15 protein-coding genes are annotated in these 18,151 nt (G+C 69.2%); 8 read left to right on the top strand and 7 right to left on the bottom strand.

What is annotated here, in order from left to right:
- Positions 1–72 precede the first annotated feature (72 nt).
- The gene (locus ACU6WY_RS07165; protein ID WP_483821753.1) at positions 73–531 is read left to right on the top strand and encodes an RDD family protein; all 459 of its coding nucleotides are present in this window, start codon (positions 73–75) and stop codon (positions 529–531) included.
- A gap of 42 nt (positions 532–573) precedes the next feature.
- On the opposite strand, the gene ACU6WY_RS07160 is transcribed toward ACU6WY_RS07165, so the two are convergent.
- A complete protein-coding gene (locus ACU6WY_RS07160; RefSeq protein WP_483821752.1) occupies positions 574–1,284 on the bottom strand; it encodes a DUF4191 domain-containing protein in 711 nt (236 codons plus the stop codon).
- 119 nt (positions 1,285–1,403) lie between these two features.
- Between ACU6WY_RS07160 and ACU6WY_RS07155 the strand changes: the two genes are divergently transcribed.
- Positions 1,404–2,411 carry a hypothetical protein gene (locus ACU6WY_RS07155; RefSeq protein ID WP_483821751.1) on the top strand — a complete coding sequence of 336 codons (1,008 nt, stop codon included), beginning with the start codon at positions 1,404–1,406 and terminating at the stop codon, positions 2,409–2,411.
- 17 nt (positions 2,412–2,428) lie between these two features.
- Here ACU6WY_RS07155 and sucB read toward each other — a convergent pair whose 3' ends face one another.
- From sucB to ACU6WY_RS07140, 3 genes are read right to left on the bottom strand one after another with little or no spacing between them, the layout of a single operon-like run.
- Entirely contained in the window at positions 2,429–4,156 is a 1,728-nt protein-coding gene (gene sucB, locus ACU6WY_RS07150) for a 2-oxoglutarate dehydrogenase, E2 component, dihydrolipoamide succinyltransferase (RefSeq protein WP_483821750.1), read from the bottom strand.
- Positions 4,157–4,210: 54 nt separating this feature from the next.
- Complete coding sequence (gene lpdA / locus ACU6WY_RS07145) at positions 4,211–5,584, bottom strand: dihydrolipoyl dehydrogenase (protein ID WP_483821749.1); 1,374 nt, start codon at positions 5,582–5,584, stop codon at positions 4,211–4,213.
- A complete protein-coding gene (locus ACU6WY_RS07140) occupies positions 5,581–7,047 on the bottom strand; it encodes a leucyl aminopeptidase (RefSeq protein WP_483821748.1) in 1,467 nt (488 codons plus the stop codon). Before ACU6WY_RS07140 ends, lpdA begins: the two co-directional genes overlap by 4 nt.
- Before the next feature lie 84 nt (positions 7,048–7,131).
- Here ACU6WY_RS07140 and ACU6WY_RS07135 point away from each other — a divergent pair, with 84 nt between their 5' ends.
- The 3 genes from ACU6WY_RS07135 to ACU6WY_RS07125 all read left to right on the top strand — a co-directional run bounded on the left by ACU6WY_RS07135 (position 7,132) and on the right by ACU6WY_RS07125 (position 10,325).
- Positions 7,132–8,058: a proteasome assembly chaperone family protein gene (locus ACU6WY_RS07135; protein WP_483821747.1), complete on the top strand. Its 927-nt coding sequence runs from the start codon at positions 7,132–7,134 to the stop codon at positions 8,056–8,058.
- 258 nt (positions 8,059–8,316) lie between these two features.
- The gene (locus ACU6WY_RS07130) at positions 8,317–9,630 is read left to right on the top strand and encodes an RNA polymerase sigma factor (RefSeq protein WP_483821746.1); all 1,314 of its coding nucleotides are present in this window, start codon (positions 8,317–8,319) and stop codon (positions 9,628–9,630) included.
- Positions 9,627–10,325: a coenzyme F420-0:L-glutamate ligase gene (locus tag ACU6WY_RS07125; RefSeq protein WP_483821745.1), complete on the top strand. Its 699-nt coding sequence runs from the start codon at positions 9,627–9,629 to the stop codon at positions 10,323–10,325. The genes ACU6WY_RS07130 and ACU6WY_RS07125 overlap by 4 nt, the downstream gene beginning before the upstream one ends.
- Positions 10,326–10,385: 60 nt before the next feature.
- Here the strand turns inward: ACU6WY_RS07125 and ACU6WY_RS07120 are convergent, their stop codons facing one another.
- Entirely contained in the window at positions 10,386–11,408 is a 1,023-nt protein-coding gene (locus tag ACU6WY_RS07120; RefSeq protein ID WP_483821744.1) for a sugar-transfer associated ATP-grasp domain-containing protein, read from the bottom strand.
- A gap of 46 nt (positions 11,409–11,454) precedes the next feature.
- On the opposite strand from ACU6WY_RS07120, the gene ACU6WY_RS07115 reads away from it, so the two are divergent.
- Positions 11,455–12,099 carry an alanine racemase C-terminal domain-containing protein gene (locus ACU6WY_RS07115; protein ID WP_483821743.1) on the top strand — a complete coding sequence of 215 codons (645 nt, stop codon included), beginning with the start codon at positions 11,455–11,457 and terminating at the stop codon, positions 12,097–12,099.
- Entirely contained in the window at positions 12,096–13,154 is a 1,059-nt protein-coding gene (locus tag ACU6WY_RS07110; protein WP_483821742.1) for an alanine racemase, read from the top strand. Before ACU6WY_RS07115 ends, ACU6WY_RS07110 begins: the two co-directional genes overlap by 4 nt.
- 34 nt (positions 13,155–13,188) lie before the next feature.
- On the opposite strand, the gene ACU6WY_RS07105 is transcribed toward ACU6WY_RS07110, so the two are convergent.
- A complete protein-coding gene (locus ACU6WY_RS07105) occupies positions 13,189–13,410 on the bottom strand; it encodes a DUF7455 domain-containing protein (RefSeq protein ID WP_483821741.1) in 222 nt (73 codons plus the stop codon).
- Positions 13,411–13,572: 162 nt separating this feature from the next.
- On the opposite strand from ACU6WY_RS07105, the gene ACU6WY_RS07100 reads away from it, so the two are divergent.
- Positions 13,573–15,645 carry a DNA gyrase/topoisomerase IV subunit B gene (locus ACU6WY_RS07100; RefSeq protein WP_483821869.1) on the top strand — a complete coding sequence of 691 codons (2,073 nt, stop codon included), beginning with the start codon at positions 13,573–13,575 and terminating at the stop codon, positions 15,643–15,645.
- A gap of 42 nt (positions 15,646–15,687) precedes the next feature.
- On the opposite strand, the gene ACU6WY_RS07095 is transcribed toward ACU6WY_RS07100, so the two are convergent.
- Positions 15,688–18,147, bottom strand: coding sequence for a DNA gyrase/topoisomerase IV subunit A (locus ACU6WY_RS07095; protein WP_483821740.1), 2,460 nt, complete (start codon positions 18,145–18,147; stop codon positions 15,688–15,690).
- Positions 18,148–18,151 lie beyond the last annotated feature (4 nt).

Raw genomic sequence — 18,151 nt, 5'->3', positions numbered from 1 at the left:
CGGCCAGTCTCGGCCAGCCTCCTCGACCCTACCCAGAACCGGTGTCTCTGCGATATCTCGCATGTTTCGGGCATGTTACGCCGCCCCGATTACGCTGGAGGGGTGACCGCCCCCGTCGACAACGAATATCCGGGCCAACGGCTCGGCCTTCCCCGCGAGGGACGCGGCTCCATCGCCCGGCCGGGTCGCCGCATCGCCGCGCTCCTCATCGACGTCGCGAGCGCGGGACTCATCGGCTACGCCTTCTTCTCGACCCCGGATCCGGTCACCGGCGTGCCGTTCGCGAACCCGATCGCGACCAACCTCATCTTCTTCTTCGCCCAGATCGTCTTCATCCCGCTCATCGGCGGGAGCCCCGGGCACCGTCTCCTCGGAATGCGGCTGGAACTGGCATCCGGTGGGTGGGTCGGCCTCTGGCGACCGATCGTGCGCACGATCCTTCTGGTTCTGATCATTCCCGCCGTGGTGTGGGATGCCGATCAGCGCGGGCTCCACGACAAGGCGGTCGGCACGGTCCTCATCCGCCGCTGAAAGAAGAACGGCCCCGCGGAAGCGGGGCCGTTCTTCGTGGAATCAGCGGGGACGCGGCGCGCGCATCTTCGTGGGGTCGACTCCCTTGGGGATGGGCAGCGATGCCAGTCCCTGCGACACCGACGAGACGCGCTTGATGACCGCGGCCATGGTCGTGCGATCGACCTTCTTCGGCAGCGCCTTGATGGTGGAGGCGAGGTTCTTGATCTCGACCTCGCCCTCACCGTGTCCGACGTAGAGGACCGTCACCGGCACACCGGCGGCCACGCGCAGCACGCGAGCCTTCTCTTCGCCGATCAGACGCGACAGTCGCGTCTGCGACCCTTCACCGATGAGGACGACACCGCCGCGGCCGATGGCGCGGTACACCGCCTCCTGCGTGCGCGGGTTGACACCGATCGGCGCCTCGGACGCCTGCCAGTTACGACCGAGCGACGACGAGAGCACGTGGCCGGTAGCGCCCGGCATCCCGTCCATCTTCCGGTACATCGCACGCGTCGACAGGCGCGTCATCACGATCATCGCCACCAGGATGCCGGCGAGGAGTCCGGTGACGCCCCAGAGGATCACGCTCCAGACGGCGACGGGCGGAATGAGGAAGCCCACGAGAACACCGAGGCCGATACCCGCCAGCACGATGCCGGCCAGCGCGAAGGGAAGCCAGCGGTACTCCTTCTGGGTGAAGGTGTACAGGGTGCGAAGCTGGGAGAAGAATCCCGGACGCTTCTCGGGGGTGGAAGTGCGAGCGGCCATGGGATCGATTCTATCTTCGTGGCCGGCACCACTCCTCCCCACCCGGGCGGATCGGCGATCGGTCCCCGGAATGCGCGGCGCGGCGCTCGGGAGCGCCGGGAAAACGCCAGCATCGAGGCATGCTCACCGCTTCCCGCGACGCCGTTCTCGAGACTCTCGACGACTACCTCCACCGACGAGCGCGCAGCACTCTGCCGCTCACTCCGGGTGAGGCCGCGACCATCGCGATCGAGGTCGTGCGCGGTTGCGCCGAGACCGCCCATCGACGCATGCCGGGGGCGTGGCGGCTCACTCCGCACGGGCGCCCCGTCTTCGTGTCCGAGAGCGGTCGCGACGACGTGTTCACCGCGACGGCATCCGTCCTCGAGCGGCTGATCGTGCTCCTCGCCGACGACGAGCGCGCCCCGTTCGCGCGCGTCCGCGAGGGACTCCTCACCGAGCCGCCGCGGGCGTGGGACTCCCTGGAGCGAAGGCTCCGCTCCGCGGTCGAGCCCCGCCCGCTCATCCTCGGCCCGCTCGCTCCGTCGGTCGACGAGCAGCCGATCGCCGATCCCGCGCCACCCCCGTCCGGCACCTGGGGAGGAAGTCTCGTGGATGCCGATATCGCGTCGGCCGTAAAGCGGGCCGCGGCCGGCGTTCTCGGCGAGCATCGCCCCTCGCGGCTGCTGATCGTGGGCGCGGTGGTCGCGACCGTCGCACTCACGGCCGGGTTCTTGCTCGTCCCGACGCGAGAATCCCCCTCGCCCACCACGACGATCCCTGCCCCCGCGTCGACCCTGCTGCCGGAACCTCGGCCCACACCCTCCGCGGCGGGAGAGGTCAGCGGGAGCACCCTGGACTCCGACGCGGACGTCGACGTGGCGACCGCAGCCCCGGGCCTGTTGCGATCGCTCGCCGAATGCGCTGACGACACCTGCGTCACGTCGTTTCGCGAGGGTCCGCGAGAACTCGACGAGCCGCCCCTCCTCGACCCGGGGAGCGCCGAGCTGACCGTCGTCGAAGACTTCGGCGGTGTCGCCGTCATCCGACTTACCGAGGACGGGCAGGTGCAGCACGTCACCGTCGTCCGCGGAAACGACCGATGGCTGGTCCGCTCCGTCAGAGACGTTGCGAACCAGCCATCGTGAGCCGGTTAGGGCTGCGGTCAGATGCCGAGGTCACCCTCGAACTGGGCCGCTTCGAGGCGCGCCTTCACAGCGCCGAGGAAGCGGGCTGCGTCGGCTCCGTCGATGATGCGGTGGTCGTACGACAGGGCGAGGTACACGTACGAACGGACCGAGATCGCATCCTTGCCGTCGACCGAGACGACGCCCGGCTTCTTCACCACGGCACCGAGGCCGAGGATCGCCGACTGCGGCAGGAAGACGATCGGAGTGTCGAACAGGGCGCCACGCGAACCGGTGTTGGTCAGCGTGAAAGTGCCGCCGGCGAGCTCGTCGGGCTTCAGCTTGTTGTCACGCGTGCGGGTCGCGAGATCGGCGATCTCGCGCGCGAGCTGAGCGATGTTCTTGTCACCCGCGTCCTTGACGACCGGGGTCAGCAGTCCACGCTCGGTGTCGACCGCGATCGAGACGTTCTCGTGGGCCGGGTAGACGATCTCGTCGCCCTCGACCGTGGAGTTGATGATCGGGTAGGTCTTCAACGCCTCGACGGCCGCGAGGGCGAAGAACGGCAGGAACGAGAGCTTGTCGCCCGTCTTCTGCTGGAAGTCACCCTTCACGCGGTCGCGGAGTGCGGCGACCTTCGTGACATCGACCTCGACGACCGTGGTCAGCTGTGCCGTCGCCTGCATCGATGCCACGGCACGCTCGGCGATGACCTTACGCAGACGCGACATCTTCTGGGTGGTTCCGCGAAGCGGCGAGACCTCGGCGGGAGCGGCCGGGGCGGCAGCGGTCGCGGGTGCAGCCGCGGCGGGAGCCGCCTTGGCGGCCTCGGCGGCCTTCAGAACGTCTTCCTTGCGGATGCGCCCGCCGACGCCGCTTCCCTTGAGCGTCGACAGGTCAACGCCCTGCTGCTGCGCCAGGCGACGCACGAGCGGGGTCACGTAGGTGATCTCGTCACCGCTGGCCGCCGGAGCAGAGGCGGGGGCCTGTGCCGCGGGCTTCGGCTCCACGGCGGGAGCGGGCTGCGCAACCGGCTTCTCCTCGGCGGCAGGAGCCGCGGCCGGCTTCTCCTCCGCAGCGGGAGCCTCGGCCGGCTTCTCTTCGGCCGCGGGAGCGGCCGGCTCGTCCTGCGACGCGGCCGGGGCAGCGCCGCTGCCGATGCGCGCGAGAGCCGAACCGACGGCGACGGTCTCGTCTTCCTGGACCAGGATCTCCTGCAGCTTCCCGGCAACGGGGGAGGGGATCTCGGTGTCGACCTTGTCGGTCGAGATCTCGAGCAGCGGCTCGTCGACCTCGACGTCGTCGCCGACGGCCTTGAGCCAGCGGGTGACCGTTCCCTCGGTCACGCTCTCGCCCAGCTCGGGCAGAACGACCTCGGTCGAGTCGCCCGAAGCGGCGGGAGCGGAGGGCTGCTCGGCGGGAGCCGCGGGCTCCTCGGCGGCAGGGGCTTCCTGGGCCGGCTCGGCCGGAGCCTCGGGCTCCTCGGCGGGAGCCGCCTCGGGGGCGGCATCGGACGACGCGGCGCCCGATCCGTCACCGATCTTGGCCAGGATGGCGCCGACCTCGACGGTCTCGTCTTCCTGGACGAGGATCTCCTCGATCACGCCCGAGACGGGCGAGGGGATCTCGGTGTCGACCTTGTCGGTCGAGATCTCCAGCAGACCTTCGTCCTCCTGGACGGTGTCACCGACCTGCTTGAGCCAGCGGGTGACCGTTCCCTCGGTCACGCTCTCGCCGAGAGCGGGGAGGACGACGGAAGTGCTCATGGATATGTCTCCTTCGTACCGGATGCGGTGTCTAGCTTAGTAACGGCTGGGGGGTCAGAGTGCGTGCAGGGGCTTGCCGGCCAGGGCGAGGAACGCTTCACCCAGTGCTTCGCTCTGTGTGGGGTGGGCGTGGACGAACGGCGCGACGTCTTCGGGATGCGCCTCCCAGCCCACGACGAGTTGCGCTTCGGAGATGAGTTCACCGACGCGGTCGCCCACGAGATGCGCGCCCACGACGGGTCCGTCGACCCGGCGGACGATCTTCACGATGCCCGCGGTGCCGAGGATCTCGCTGCGTCCGTTCCCCGCGAGGTTGTACTCGTAGGCGCGAATGGACTCGGAACCGTAACGATCCTGGGCCTGCGCCTCGGTGAGCCCCACGGAGGCCACTTCCGGGTGCGAATACGCGACGCGCGGCACATCGACGTCGGGCACGAGGGCCGGCGACAGGCCCGCGATCTCCTCGGCGACGAAGATGCCCTGCTGGAAGCCGCGGTGCGCCAGTTGCAGACCGGGAACGATATCCCCGACAGCCCACACGTGCGGGGCCGCGGTCCGCAGACGCTCATCGGTGCTCACGAAACCGCGCTCCAACCGCACACCGACCTCTTCGAACCCGAGACCCGCGGTCGCGGGGCCGCGGCCGACGGCGACCAGCACGTAGTCGGCATCCAGTTCGGTGCCGTCGTCCAGGACGACGGTCACGCCGTCCTCCCGCGCGTTCACCGACGAGAACCGCCGGCCGAGGTGGAAGCCGATCCCGCGCTTGCGGAATGCCCGCTCGAGAGCCTTGCTGGAAGAGACATCCTCGGCGGGAAGAAGATGGGGGAGCGCCTCGACGATCGTCACCTCGACGCCGAACGAGCGCCAGACGCTCGCGAATTCGACACCGATGACACCGCCGCCGAGCACGACGACACGCTCCGGAACGACCTCGAGGTCGAGCGCCTGCTCGCTACCCAGAACCCGACCGCCGATCTCGAGACCGGGCAGAGTGCGACTGTACGAGCCGGTCGCGAGAATGACGTCGCCACCGCGGTACACGTCGTCGCCGACGCGTACCGACGGTCCCGCCTCGAGCACGCCGTCGCCGCGAACGACGCGGATGCCCCGGGCGGAGATGAGGCCTTCCAACCCCTTGAACTTCTTGGCGACGATTCCCTCGCGGTACGCACGGACGCGCGCCGGGTCGATGCCGTCGAACGACGCCTGCACCCCGATGTCGACCGCGCCGCGCGCGGCGTCGGCGACCTCGGCGGCGTGGAGGAGCGCCTTGGTGGGGATGCACCCGCGGTGCAGGCACGTTCCCCCGAGCTTGTCCTTCTCGACGAGCACGACGTCCTTCCCGAGCTCGGCGAGGCGCAGCGCAGCGGCATATCCGCCGCTGCCCCCGCCCAGCACGACCACGTCGGCGTCGTACTCGGTCATCGCACGGTCCCCGCGGAGATCATCTCGACGAGCGCACGCACAGTCGCGCCCGTCACACCCTTGTCGGTGTATCCGTACGGGGCGCCCTTGTTCATGCCGACACCGGCGATGTCGAGGTGCACCCAGGGAATGCGAGGGGCGTCGGCGGCGTCGGAGACGCGGCCGACGAAGTGGCGGAGGAACAACCCGGCGAACAGCGAGCCTCCGGCCGGGTCACCGATCTTGGCGTTTTGGAGGTCGGCGATGGGGGAGTCGAGGTCGTCGACCATGTGTGCCGGCAGCGGCAGCTGCCACGCGAGCTCAGAAACGCGCCCCGCGGCGGCGAGATACTCGGCGACAGCCTCGTCTTCTCCCATGACCCCCGTGTGGCGGTTGCCGAGGGCCACCGTGATCGCGCCGGTGAGTGTGGCGACATCGACGATGAGATCGGGGTTCTCGCGGCTCGCGGCGACCAGACCGTCGGCGAGGACGAGCCGACCCTCGGCGTCGGTGTTCAGCACCTCCACGGTGCTGCCGTCGAGCATGCGCAGCACGTCGCCCGGGCGGGTGGCTCGGCCCGAGGGCATGTTGTCGGCGATGCACAGCCAGGCGGACACCCGCACGGGGAGCGCCATCTCGGCGGCAGCCTTCACGACCGACAGGACCGTCGCGGCACCGCACATGTCGTACTTCATGCCGACCATGGATGCCGCGGGCTTGAGGGAGAGACCGCCGGTGTCGAACGTGATGCCCTTGCCCACGAGCGCGATGTGGCGCACGGCGTCGGCGGGCGAGTACTCCAGGCGAACCAGGCGCGGCGGGCGGTCGGAGCCCTGGCCGACGCCGAGGATCCCTCCGTAGCCCCCCTCACGGAGCGCGTTCTCATCGAGCACCTCTACCTGAACGGGGAGGTCGGCGACCGCCTCGACGGCGGCGTCAGCGAAGTCGGCGGGCCCGAGCCATTCGGCGGGAGTCGTCACCAGGTCCTTCACGAGCGCCACGGCACCCGCGACGGCGGGGACGGCGGCGAGATCGGCATCGCTGGGCGCCTCGGCCGTGTAGACCGACACACGAGAGGCTCGTGCCTTCGGCGCTTCTGTCTTGTATCCGGCGAAGCGGTAGCCGCCCAGCGCCGCCCCCTCGGCGAGCGGGCGCCAGTCGCCGGCGACCAGAGACTGAACGACGACGTGCTCGAAGCCCGTGAGCTGACGCAGGCCGGTTCCGGCCGCGTCGCGAAGGGCGGCGGCATCCGGAGTCGACCCGGCACCCGCGACGGCCACCGGCAGTTCGACGCCCGGCACATGCACGCGTTGGAACGACCCCACGGCGCCCGTGAACCCGACCGACTTCAGCGCGGCGCCGAGGCCCTCCCACCCCTGCGGGTCGGGTCCGGTCTCGTCGGACTTCGCCACGACCAGAAGAATCGCATCGGCGTCGGACTCGAGAGCGGGGACATCGGTGTGCGTCACGGAGGGAAACGGCATGACTCCATCCTAGGTTCGCGCCTGTTCGCTAGAAGCGGGACGCCCCGCCGCCGCCTCATCCGACCCGGCTCGTAGAGTGGAGGTATGCCGTATCCCGCACCGCTGTACGACCGCGCCCCCGCAGCGCCACCCGTGCCGTCGGGGCTCCCCTTGGTGATCACGCTGACCGGGTTCACCGATGCGGGCGGAGCGGTCACGCGCCTGGTCGAGTACTTCCGCGATGACCTCGAGCCGAACCCGGTGGTCGTGTTCGACAACGACACGCTGCTCGACTACCGCGCGCGTCGGCCGCTCATCACGTTCGTCGAAGATCACCTCACCGACTACCGCCCGCCGCGCCTCGAGCTGTCACTCGCGCACGACTCGGTCGGTAACCCCTTCCTCCTCCTCGCCGGCTACGAGCCGGACTTCCTGTGGGAGGCGTTCGTCGAGAGCGTGCTGGAACTCAGTGCGGGGCTGCAGGTGTCGTCGATCACGTGGGTGCACGCCATCCCGATGCCGGTCCCTCATACGCGCCCGATCGGAACCACCGTCAGCGGAACACGCAAAGACCTGGCCGAGGCCCACTCGGTTTGGCGCCCCCACACGCACGTCCCCTCCACCGTGGGCCACTTGCTCGAGTACCGCTTCGCGGAGGCGGGGGCGAAAGTCGTCGGATTCGCTCTGCTCGTCCCGCACTACCTCGGCGACACCGAGTATCCCGCCGCCGCGCTGGCCGGCCTCGACAGCCTGACGGTCGCGACGGGGCTGGTGTTCTCCGGCGAGGTGCTCCGCGAAGAGAACCGTGAATTCCTCGGAAAGGTCACGGAGCAGGTCGACGGCAGCGAAGAACTCACGCGAATGCTGCAGGGACTGGAGGAGCGCTACGACTCCTACATGGCCGGCTCGACTCAGGCGACACCGATCATCCACACCGGCGACCTGCCGAGCGCCGACGAGCTCGCCGCCGAACTGGAGCGCTTCCTGGCGACCCGCCCCGGCGACGATGACCGGCGGGGACGACTGGGCTGAGTTCCGCGCCCCACGCGGGGCCCACGGTCAGCTCACCCGCGGCCGCCACGGAATAGCGAACACCCGCTCGACGTTGTCTAGGCACAGATCCCCGGTTCGCGTCAAGTCCCGCGCTGAGGATGTGAGACAATAAAGAACCTGACCCATTGTCGGCCGATCCAGGAGCCCCGCTCCGACGATTGGACTTGACAAGGGTCTTACTAGTGTCCGAGAACGACCGGCGGCCGTGCAACGCGCGTTCCCGGTGAAAGGCGAAACGTGGCAGGCACGAACACCAAGACCCGCTCCCGCAGTGCGAAGGACACCGATCTCGACACCGCGGAGGAGACCACGACCGCGTCGACGAAGACGGCGGCGAAGAAGGCCCCGGCCAAGGCCAAGGCCTCGCCCGCCAAGGCGAAGACGAAGGCCAAGGCCGACGATGACCTCGATGAGGATGACGTCGAGGAAGACATCGACGAAGAGGTCGAAGTTGCGGATGACTCCGACGACGACAGCGACGACACGGCGAAGCCGGCGGCGAAGAAGACGGACGACGACAGCGACGACGACGACGAGACCCCGGCGACGCCCGTCGAGGCGCTCCCGACCGGCGCGATCGTCATCTCCTCGAGCGATGAAGACGACGTCCCCGTCTACTCGGCGCAGATCACCGGCGCCACCGCCGACCCGGTCAAGGACTACCTGAAGCAGATCGGCAAGGTCCCGCTCCTGAACGCGGCCGAAGAGGTCGAGCTCGCGATGCGGATCGAGGCGGGCCTGTTCGCCGAAGAGAAGCTGTCGAACATGTCGGCGGCCGAGAAGACCAGCCAGCTGGGTCTCGACCTGCAGTGGGTGGCCCGTGACGGGCAGCGCGCGAAGAGCCACCTGCTCGGCGCGAACCTCCGTCTGGTCGTCTCCCTCGCCAAGCGCTACACCGGTCGCGGGATGCAGTTCCTCGACCTCATCCAGGAAGGAAACCTGGGCCTCATCCGTGCGGTCGAGAAGTTCGACTACACCAAGGGCTTCAAGTTCTCGACCTACGCGACCTGGTGGATCCGCCAGGCGATCACGCGCGCCATGGCCGACCAGGCCCGCACCATCCGCATCCCGGTGCACATGGTCGAGGTCATCAACAAGCTCGCCCGCGTCCAGCGGCAGATGCTGCAAGACCTCGGGCGCGAACCCACCCCGGAAGAGCTCAGCCGCGAACTCGACATGACCCCCGAAAAGGTCATCGAGGTGCAGAAGTACGGTCGAGAGCCCATCTCGCTGCACACGCCCCTGGGTGAGGACGGCGACAGCGAGTTCGGCGACCTCATCGAAGACACCGAGGCAGTCGTCCCGGCAGACGCCGTGGGCTTCACGATGCTGCAGCGTCAGCTCGAGTCGCTCCTGGACTCGCTCAGCGAGCGCGAGGCCGGTGTCATCCGCATGCGCTTCGGTCTCGGCGACGGCCAGCCCAAGACGCTCGATCAGATCGGTGACACGTTCGGCGTGACGCGCGAGCGGATCCGCCAGATCGAGTCGAAGACAATGGCCAAGCTGCGCCATCCCAGCCGTTCGCAGTCCCTCCGGGACTACCTCGAATGAGCGGGCAGGCCAACGCCGGCAAGGCGCTCACCGTCACCGTCGAAGGCGCGTCGTACGCCCGCATTCCGATCCGTACGCGGGTCGTCATGCCGGGCGACGACCTCGATGCGTTCATTCTCGAGTACGCGAAGGATGCCGTGCAGCCGGGCGACCTGCTGTTCGTCACCGAGAAGATCGTCGCGATCACGCAGGGCCGCTCGTACAAGCTCGACTCGATCACGCCCCGCAAGCTCGCGCTGTTCCTGTCGAAGTACGTCACGCGCACGCCCTACGGCATCGGCCTCGGCATGCCCGAGACGATGGAGATGGCTCTGCGCGAGTGCGGGACGCCCCGCATCCTGTTCGCGGCTGCGGTCTCGGCCGTCACCAAGGCGTTCGGACGCAAGGGCGACTTCTACCGGATCGCGGGCGACAAGGCTCGCGCCATCGACGGCCCCACCAAGGGCACGATCCCGCCCTACAACCAGGCCGTGGTCCTCGGCCCGGAGCGGCCCCGCGAGGTCGCTGCGCGACTGAAGGCGCTGCTCGGCATCGACCTCCAGGTGGCTGTCGTCGACATCAACGACCTTGGCGGCAACATCCTCGGTTCCACGATGGACAAGGCTGGCGAGAAGCGCCTCGTCGCGATCCTCAAGGACAACCCGCTCGGTCAGGGCCACGAGTCGACGCCGCTCGGCATCGTGCGTCCCGCCTGACGCCGATCACACAGAAGGCCCTCTCCCGAACGGGGAGAGGGCCTTCTCGGCATCCAGACGTCAGAAACCGATGGCGGCGCGGTAGCGCGGCTTGTGACCGGTGCGGATGCCGGTGACGCTGGGCTTGTTCTCGTAGACGCCGGCGCCCCAGTTACCCTCGACGAGCACCGGGCCGTCGGGACCGACGACGATGTCCCACCCGACGTACTGCACCTGGGGGACGACCCGCGCGACGCGGTCGACGAACGCCTTCACCTCGTCGATCAGCGGAAGCTGGAAGTCGCCGATGCGGGCGCCGGAGTCGGGGTGCACCTCGTGCACGTGGCCGTGCGAGTCGTAGCCGGCGCCGAGAGCGTGGCCGTTCTCGTCGAGCATCGTGTAGAAGCCGCCGAAGGTCATCTGGTCGCTGACGGCGCCGCGGCCGAACTTCTGCGCCATCGCCAGGATGTGGGTCTTCTCGCCGTCGAAGAACGCCGTGACGCGGGTGGTGTTCACGGTGCCCGGGCAGACCGCCGCGAGGTCGTCGTGCTGGCGGATGACCTCTTCGACGAGGATCTCGCCGCGTTCGAGCAGACCGCGATGGAACTGTGCCCAGTCCTCGACCTCGGCAGCGTGGTACCGGTGCACACCGGTACCGGCCTGACCCACGGGTTCCTTCGTGACGATCGTGCCGAGACGCTCGGTGAACGCGCGCAACTCGTCGGCGTTGGTCTCGTCGACGATCATCCAGTCGCGGCGCAGGAACTCGCTGAAGCGACGGTCGAACTCGACCTTGTCCTGGAAGATGTAGCGGTAGTCGGGGTGGTCGTACTTCTGCGAGATCTGGTTCGACACCGGGTGCGTCATATAGGTGGCGCGCTCGGCGGGCGTGAGGATCGCGAAGTCGTAGTCGATGTAGTCCTGGAAGCCGACGTTCTTCACACCGGCCTGGTACAGCATGTCGGCGACCACGAGCGGCAACGCCTTCTTGTGCTGCGCCGACGCCTCTTTGGCTCGCTCGACCACCGAGCCCACGTCGATGCGGCGGGCACGTCCGGCGAGGTAGCGCAGACGGGTGACGGGGGAGAAACCCTGCTGAGGCATGCATACTCCGGGGTCGGGAACGGGGGACCCGGATAGTCTAGATGGCGTGACCTCCGCCCTTCCCGACCGCGCCGATACCGCCGGGGGAGTGGCTCCGGTGGCCGTTCTGTCGACGCAGAACCTGCGCGCCAACGCCGCTCTGGCCTCGACGGTCTCGCCCGACGACGTGCTCGCCGCCGACGGATGGGGTCATGGCGCCCAGTGGGTGGCATCCGTTCTGGCGGAGGACGGGATCGACCCGCACGGGCTCCACGCTGCCACGCTGTACGGCCTTCCCGATGGCGCGGACGGCTCGCGTCCCGTGCTGTCGCTGCGCGGCCGTGTGCTCGGCACGAAGCCGCTGCGCGCGGGCGAAGGCGTCTCGTACGGCTACACGCACCGCGCTCCCCGCGACACCGCCATCGCCCTCGTCACGGGCGGATACGCGCAGGGCGTGCTGCGCTCCCTCGGTAACCTCGCCACGGTCGGCATCGACGGACGCCGCCACCGCATCGTTGGGCGAGTGGCGATGGACGTCTGCGTCGTCGATGTGGGCGACGCCACCCCCGAGCGCGGCAGCGAGGTGGTCTTCTTCGGCGATCCTCACGCTGGACACCCCTCGCTGAGCGAGTGGACGGATGCCACCGGCTGGCGCGCGAGCGAGATCGTCGCCGCGATCGGTACGCGTGCCGTGCGGACGGTGGTCGCATGAGCGCCGAGTACCGGGTCGACCTCGACGCCTTCGCCCGCAACCTCGCCCGCGTGCGCGAGACCATCGCTCCCGCGCAGCACATGCTCGTCGTGAAAGACGACGCCTACGGGCACGGTCTCGAAGCCATCGTCCGCCGGGCGCGCGCCGAGGGCGTCGAGTGGTTCGGAGCGTTCGACGTCGCTACCGGGCGCGACGTGCGCGCGATCGCGGGGCCCGACGCCCGCATCTTCGTCTGGCTGCTCGGAGCACCCGATGACCTTGCCTCGGGGATCACCGCCGACCTCGACCTCGGGATCGGCGACGAGGCCCTCCTCGAGGATCTCGCGGCCCTCGCCCCGCAGCCGACGCCGGCGCGCGTGCACCTGAAGATCGACACGGGCCTGCACCGCAACGGCATCCGGCCCGAACGCTGGGACGCCGCACTGACGCGCACCGCCACCCTCGTGGCGACGGGCGCCGCCCGCTTCGAAGGTCTCTGGTCGCACATCGCGGAAGCCTCGGATGCCGACGACGACGAGGCCCGTGACCTGTTCCTCGCCGCGCGGGCGTCGGCCGTCGCCGCGGGGCTCACGCCGCGGTTCTCGCACCTCGCCGCCAGCGCCGCCGGTTTCGCCCGCGCGCCGTTCCGCGAAGACCTGGTGCGCGTCGGAGCGTTCTCGTACGGCATCCGACCCGCCGGAGGAGCGGGGGAGTCCACCCTGGGAATCGACCCGATCGCCGTGCTGTCGGCCACGGTGGTCGAGACCGACGGAGACGCGGTGCGTGTGGACGTCGGTCACCTGCACGGACTGCCGTCCGCGCTCGCGGGGCGCTTCGACGTGGCGACCCCCGGCGGGCCGCGCCGTGTGCGCACCATCGAGGAGACCTCGACCGTGATCGAAGGGTGGCCGGACGCGGCGCTCGGTGACGAGGTCGCGGTGTTCGGGGCGGGCGCGGTGTCGACGGCGACCGACCTGGCCGAGGCGATCGACACCATCGGCGAAGAGATCGCCCTCCGCGTGTCGCCGATCATTCCCCGCCACTACACGTCGAACGGGCCCCGTTCCGCTCGGTGAGGAGCGGCGCGGAGCCCGTTCGAACGAAGGCGCGTCAGTCGGCGGCGGTGAGACGAGCGGTCTCGTCGTGCCACGACGTCGCGATGCTGCGCAGCTTCTCTTCGTACTTGCGTCCGTGGTGCGCGCAGAACAGCAGTTCGCTGCCGTTGACCTCGGCGGCGATGTACGCCTGCGCTCCACAGGAGTCGCAGCGATCTGCCGCCGTCAGGCGGTGGTCGAGGACGACGGTCGCGTCGGGTGCGGTCGTGGTGTTCATGTCTGTTGCCCTCCTCGGTGGTCGTTGGGCGAGTCTGTCAATAGAACCACGGGGATGTTTCCCCTATGCCCCTGGGGCCTGACATTTCGCTGTGCGCGTACGTCGCCCCGCCGGCTCCGTGTGGCTGCAGAGCGATGTCGGAGGCCCCGATTACGCTGGGAGATTGTGACGTCCGAGTATTCCGCCCATCATCTCCAGGTTCTCGAGGGCCTCGAGGCGGTGCGCAAGCGCCCGGGCATGTACATCGGCTCCACCGACTCCCGCGGTCTCATGCACTGCCTGTGGGAGATCATCGACAACTCCGTCGATGAGGCCCTCGCCGGCCACGGCTCCCGTATCGAGATCGTGCTCCACCGCGACGGCAGCGTCGAGGTGCGCGACCGGGCACGCGGCATCCCCGTCGATGTCGAACCGCGCACGGGCCTCTCCGGAGTCGAGGTCGTCTTCACCAAGCTGCACGCCGGCGGCAAGTTCGGCGGTGGCTCGTACGCTGCGTCGGGCGGTCTGCACGGCGTGGGCGCCTCGGTGGTCAACGCCCTGTCCGAGCGCCTCGACGTCGAGGTCGACCGCGCGAGCAAGACCTACGCAATGTCGTTCCACCGCGGCGAGCCCGGCCTTTTCGCCGGCGACGGCCCCGATTCGACCTTCACCCCGTTCGAGCGCAGCAGCGAACTGCGGGTGGTCGGAAAGGCTCCCCGCGGGGTCACCGGTACGCGCATCCGCTACTGGGCCGATCGGCAGATCTTCACGAAAGATGCGGCGTTCGGCCTCGACGAGTTGGTGCAGCGCGCGCGTCAGACGGCGTTCCTCGTTCCCGGTCTCGAGATCGTCATCACCGACGAGCGCGGTGACGAGCCCGTCGAAACGAGCTACCGCTTCGACGGCGGCATCTCGGAGTTCGCCGAGTTCCTCGCCCCCGACGCGGCGATCACCGACACGTGGCGGCTCACGGGATCGGGCACGTTCACCGAGACGGTGCCCGTGCTCCAGCCCGGTGGATCGATGATCCCCACCGAGGTCGAGCGCGTGTGCGAGGTCGACATCGCGGTGCGATGGGGAACGGGGTACGACACCACCACCCGCTCGTTCGTCAACATCATCTCCACGCCCAAGGGCGGAACCCATCAGCAGGGCTTCGAGCAGGGCCTCATGAAGATTTTGCGGGCGCAGGTCGAGCAGAACTCCCGCAAGCTCAAGGTGGGCAACGACAAGATCGAGAAAGACGACATCCTCGCCGGCCTCACGGCGGTGCTCACCGTCCGCCTGCCCGAGCCGCAGTTCGAGGGGCAGACCAAAGAGGTGCTCGGCACCCCGGCGGTCCGCCAGATCGTCGCTCAGGTCGTCGGCACAGAGCTCGCGGCGCGGTTCGCCTCGCCCAAGCGCGACGACAAGGCGCAGACCGCGCAGCTTCTCGAGAAGATCGTCTCCGAGATGAAGGCGCGCATCTCTGCGCGCACCCACAAAGAGACGCAGCGCCGAAAGAACGCCCTCGAGTCCTCGTCGCTGCCATCCAAGCTCGTGGACTGCCGAACCAACGACGTCGCCGACTCCGAGCTGTTCATCGTCGAGGGAAACTCCGCCCTCGGCACTGCTCGCGACGCGCGCAACAGCGCGTACCAGGCACTGCTGCCGATTCGCGGCAAGATCCTCAACACGCAGAAGGCGTCGATCAGCGACATGCTGTCCAACGCCGAGTGCGCCTCGATCATCCAGGTGATCGGTGCCGGCTCCGGGCGCTCCTTCGATCTCGACGCGGCCCGCTACGGCAAGGTCATCCTGATGAGCGACGCCGACGTGGACGGGGCGCACATCCGCACCCTGCTGCTGACGCTCTTCTTCCGCTACATGCGCCCGCTCGTCGAGGCCGGCCGGGTGTTCGCCGCCGTCCCGCCGCTGCACCGGGTCATCGTGATCAACCACGGATCCAAGCCCAACGAGACCATCTACACCTACAGCGAGCAAGAGTTGCACGCCCTGCTCACGAAGCTGCGAAAGGCCAACAAGCGCTGGCAGGAGCCGATCCAGCGCTACAAGGGCCTCGGCGAAATGGATGCCGACCAGCTCGCGACCACCACGATGGACCGCGCCGGTCGCATGCTCCGGCGCGTCCAGGTGCGCGACATGGAAGCCGCGTCGCAGGTGTTCGATCTGCTGATGGGCAGCGAGGTCGCTCCCCGCCGCGAGTTCATCGTCGACTCCAGTGACCGGCTGGCCCGCGAGCGCATCGACGTCTGACCCCCGGCATCCCGGCCGGGGCCACGGGGGCTGAGCCCCGACTCAGCGGATGGTCGTGCCGATGGCGCCGACCGCCGCGTCGAGGGGGGTTCCCGAGGCGTCGCGTTTCGCTCCCGGCTCGGGGAGCGTACGCGTGGAGCCGTCGGTCCCCACCGCCCGCGGGTCGGATCCGACCCAGGCCAGCACGAGGGCGTCTTCGCCGCGCAGCAGGCGCTGCGCCCGCACACCCCCGGTGGCACGCCCCTTCGCGGGGAACTCGGTGAAGGCCGAGACCTTGGCGCTTCCGGCATCCGTTCCCGCCAAAGCCGAAGAGGAGCCGGCGACGGTGACGACGACCGCGTCGAACGCCGAGCCGCCGACGACCGCGAAAGCGATGACGTGCGCGCCGTCGGACAGACGGATGCCACTCATGCCACCGGCCGAGCGACCCTGCGGCCGCACCGACGAGGCGTCGAAGCGCAGGAGCTGGGCGTCGCTGGCCACGAAGACGAGCTCCGCCGCGTCGGACGCCGTCGCGGCCCCGACGACCCGGTCGCCGTCGCGGAGCGCGATGATCTCGATCTCGGGCTTGGTGCCGAGCTCGGACGCGGACACGCGCTTGACGACACCGTGGGCGGTGCCAAGGGCGATCGGAGGGGCGTCGGCGAGCGGCACGAGAGCCACGACCTCCTCGCCCTTGGCGAGGGTGAGGTACTGCTCCACCTTCGTTCCCGCCGCCAAATGCACGGAGTTGCCCGGCACGGAGGGAAGGTCGACGGGGGAGAAGCGCACGAGGCGCCCGGCCGAGGTGACCGCGCCGATGTCGCCGCGCGTCGTGGTGTCGACGGACGAGCGCACCGCGTCGTGCTTCGCGCGGCGTGAGGGCGGAACCACCCCTCCGCCGGGGGCGTCGGCGGTGAGCTCGGCGCGCACCATCCGCCCGGTGGCCGAGAGGAAGACGCGGCACGGGGCGTCGGCGATCTGGAGGTCGGCGATGACCGCCGCCTTCGCCGACCGCGGCTGCACGGGGCCGCCGTTGAGCAGCATCGTCCGGCGCGGCGTCCCGTAGGCCTCGGCTGCGGCGTCGAGTTCGCTGGAGACCTGGCCCCGCAGCAGGACGTCGCTGCTGAGGAGTTCGACCAGCTGATCGATCTCGGCCTGGAGCTGATCGCGCTCGGCCTCGAGCTCGATGCGCGAGAACTTCGTCAGGCGCCGCAAGCGCAGCTCGAGGATGTACTCGGCCTGGGGGTGGGAGAGGTCGAAGACCTCCTGCAGGCGCGTGCGGGCCTCCTCCCCGTCGTCGGAGGAACGGATGACCTGGATGACCTCGTCGATGTCGAGGATCGCGATGAGAAGGCCCTCGACGAGGTGCAGGCGTTCGCGCTTGCGAGCCAACCGGTATTCGCTCCGCCGGGTGACGACACGGATGCGGTGGTCGAGGTACACCCGCAGCATTTCGCGCAGCCCGAGGGTCTGGGGCTGCCCGTCGACGAGGGCGACGTTGTTGATGCCGAAGGAATCCTCCAGCGGCGTGAGCCGGTAGAGGTGCTCGAGCACCGCCTTCGGGTCGAAGCCCGTCTTGATGCCGATGACCAGCCGAAGCCCGTGCTGACGGTCGCTGAGGTCGGTGACGTCGGCGATACCGGTGAGCTTCTTGGCCTGCACGGCGTCTTTGATCTTCTCGATCACCCGCTCCGGCCCCACCAGGTAGGGGAGCTCGGTGATGACGATGCCCGTGCGACGCGGGCCCAGCGACTCGATCGATGACTTGGCGCGGGTGCGGAAGGAACCACGGCCGTTCGTGTAGGCGTCCTTGATCCCGTCGAGTCCGACGATGATCCCCCCCGAGGGGAGGTCGGGACCCGGGACGAACTCCATGAGCTCCTCGACCGTGGCATCCGGGTTCTGCAGCAGGTGCCGAGCGGCGCCGACGACCTCGATGAGGTTGTGCGGGGCCATGTTCGTCGCCATGCCGACCGCGATGCCGGTGGCGCCGTTGACGAGCAGGTTCGGGAAAGCCGCGGGCAGCACGTCGGGCTGCTGGAACTGGCCGTCGTAGTTGGGCACGAAATCCACGACGTCTTCGTCGAGGTTCTCTGTGAGCGCGAGCGCGGGGGGCGCGAGCCGCGCCTCGGTGTAACGCGGGGCCGCGGGGCCGTCGTCGAGGGACCCGAAGTTGCCGTGCCCGTCGATCAGCGGCACGCGCAGCGAGAAGTGCTGCGCCAGGCGCACGAGGGCGTCGTAGATCGGCGCGTCGCCGTGGGGGTGGAGCTTTCCCATCACCTCACCGACGACGCGGGCGCTCTTGACGTGTCCGCGGTCGGGACGCAGGCCCATCTCTGCCATCTGGTACAGGATGCGGCGCTGCACGGGCTTCAGACCGTCGCGCGCATCCGGCAGCGCGCGCGAGTAGATGACCGAGTAGGCGTACTCGAGGAACGACCCCTGCATCTCGGCGGAGACATCGACGTCTTCGATGCGCTCGGCGATGGGGGAAGCGGAGGAGGAACGGGAATCGGGCATAGGT

The organism is Microbacterium sp. ZW3a (assembly GCF_057167165.1).
This window is presented reverse-complemented; position numbering and strand designations above follow the sequence as displayed.

Bases quoted from the DNA above. Each gene is read 5' to 3' on its own strand.
- sucB (WP_483821750.1), bottom strand. From the start codon at position 4,156: ATGAGCACTTCCGTCGTCCTCCCCGCTCTCGGCGAGAGCGTGACCGAG.
- ACU6WY_RS07095 (WP_483821740.1), bottom strand. From the start codon at position 18,147: ATGCCCGATTCCCGTTCCTCCTCCGCTTCCCCCATCGCCGAGCGCATC.
- ACU6WY_RS07165 (WP_483821753.1), top strand. From the start codon at position 73: ATGTTACGCCGCCCCGATTACGCTGGAGGGGTGACCGCCCCCGTCGAC.
- ACU6WY_RS07135 (WP_483821747.1), top strand. From the start codon at position 7,132: ATGCCGTATCCCGCACCGCTGTACGACCGCGCCCCCGCAGCGCCACCC.
- ACU6WY_RS07155 (WP_483821751.1), top strand. From the start codon at position 1,404: ATGCTCACCGCTTCCCGCGACGCCGTTCTCGAGACTCTCGACGACTAC.
- ACU6WY_RS07160 (WP_483821752.1), bottom strand. From the start codon at position 1,284: ATGGCCGCTCGCACTTCCACCCCCGAGAAGCGTCCGGGATTCTTCTCC.
- ACU6WY_RS07125 (WP_483821745.1), top strand. From the start codon at position 9,627: ATGAGCGGGCAGGCCAACGCCGGCAAGGCGCTCACCGTCACCGTCGAA.
- ACU6WY_RS07120 (WP_483821744.1), bottom strand. From the start codon at position 11,408: ATGCCTCAGCAGGGTTTCTCCCCCGTCACCCGTCTGCGCTACCTCGCC.
- ACU6WY_RS07105 (WP_483821741.1), bottom strand. From the start codon at position 13,410: ATGAACACCACGACCGCACCCGACGCGACCGTCGTCCTCGACCACCGC.
- lpdA (WP_483821749.1), bottom strand. From the start codon at position 5,584: ATGACCGAGTACGACGCCGACGTGGTCGTGCTGGGCGGGGGCAGCGGC.
- ACU6WY_RS07140 (WP_483821748.1), bottom strand. From the start codon at position 7,047: ATGCCGTTTCCCTCCGTGACGCACACCGATGTCCCCGCTCTCGAGTCC.
- ACU6WY_RS07110 (WP_483821742.1), top strand. From the start codon at position 12,096: ATGAGCGCCGAGTACCGGGTCGACCTCGACGCCTTCGCCCGCAACCTC.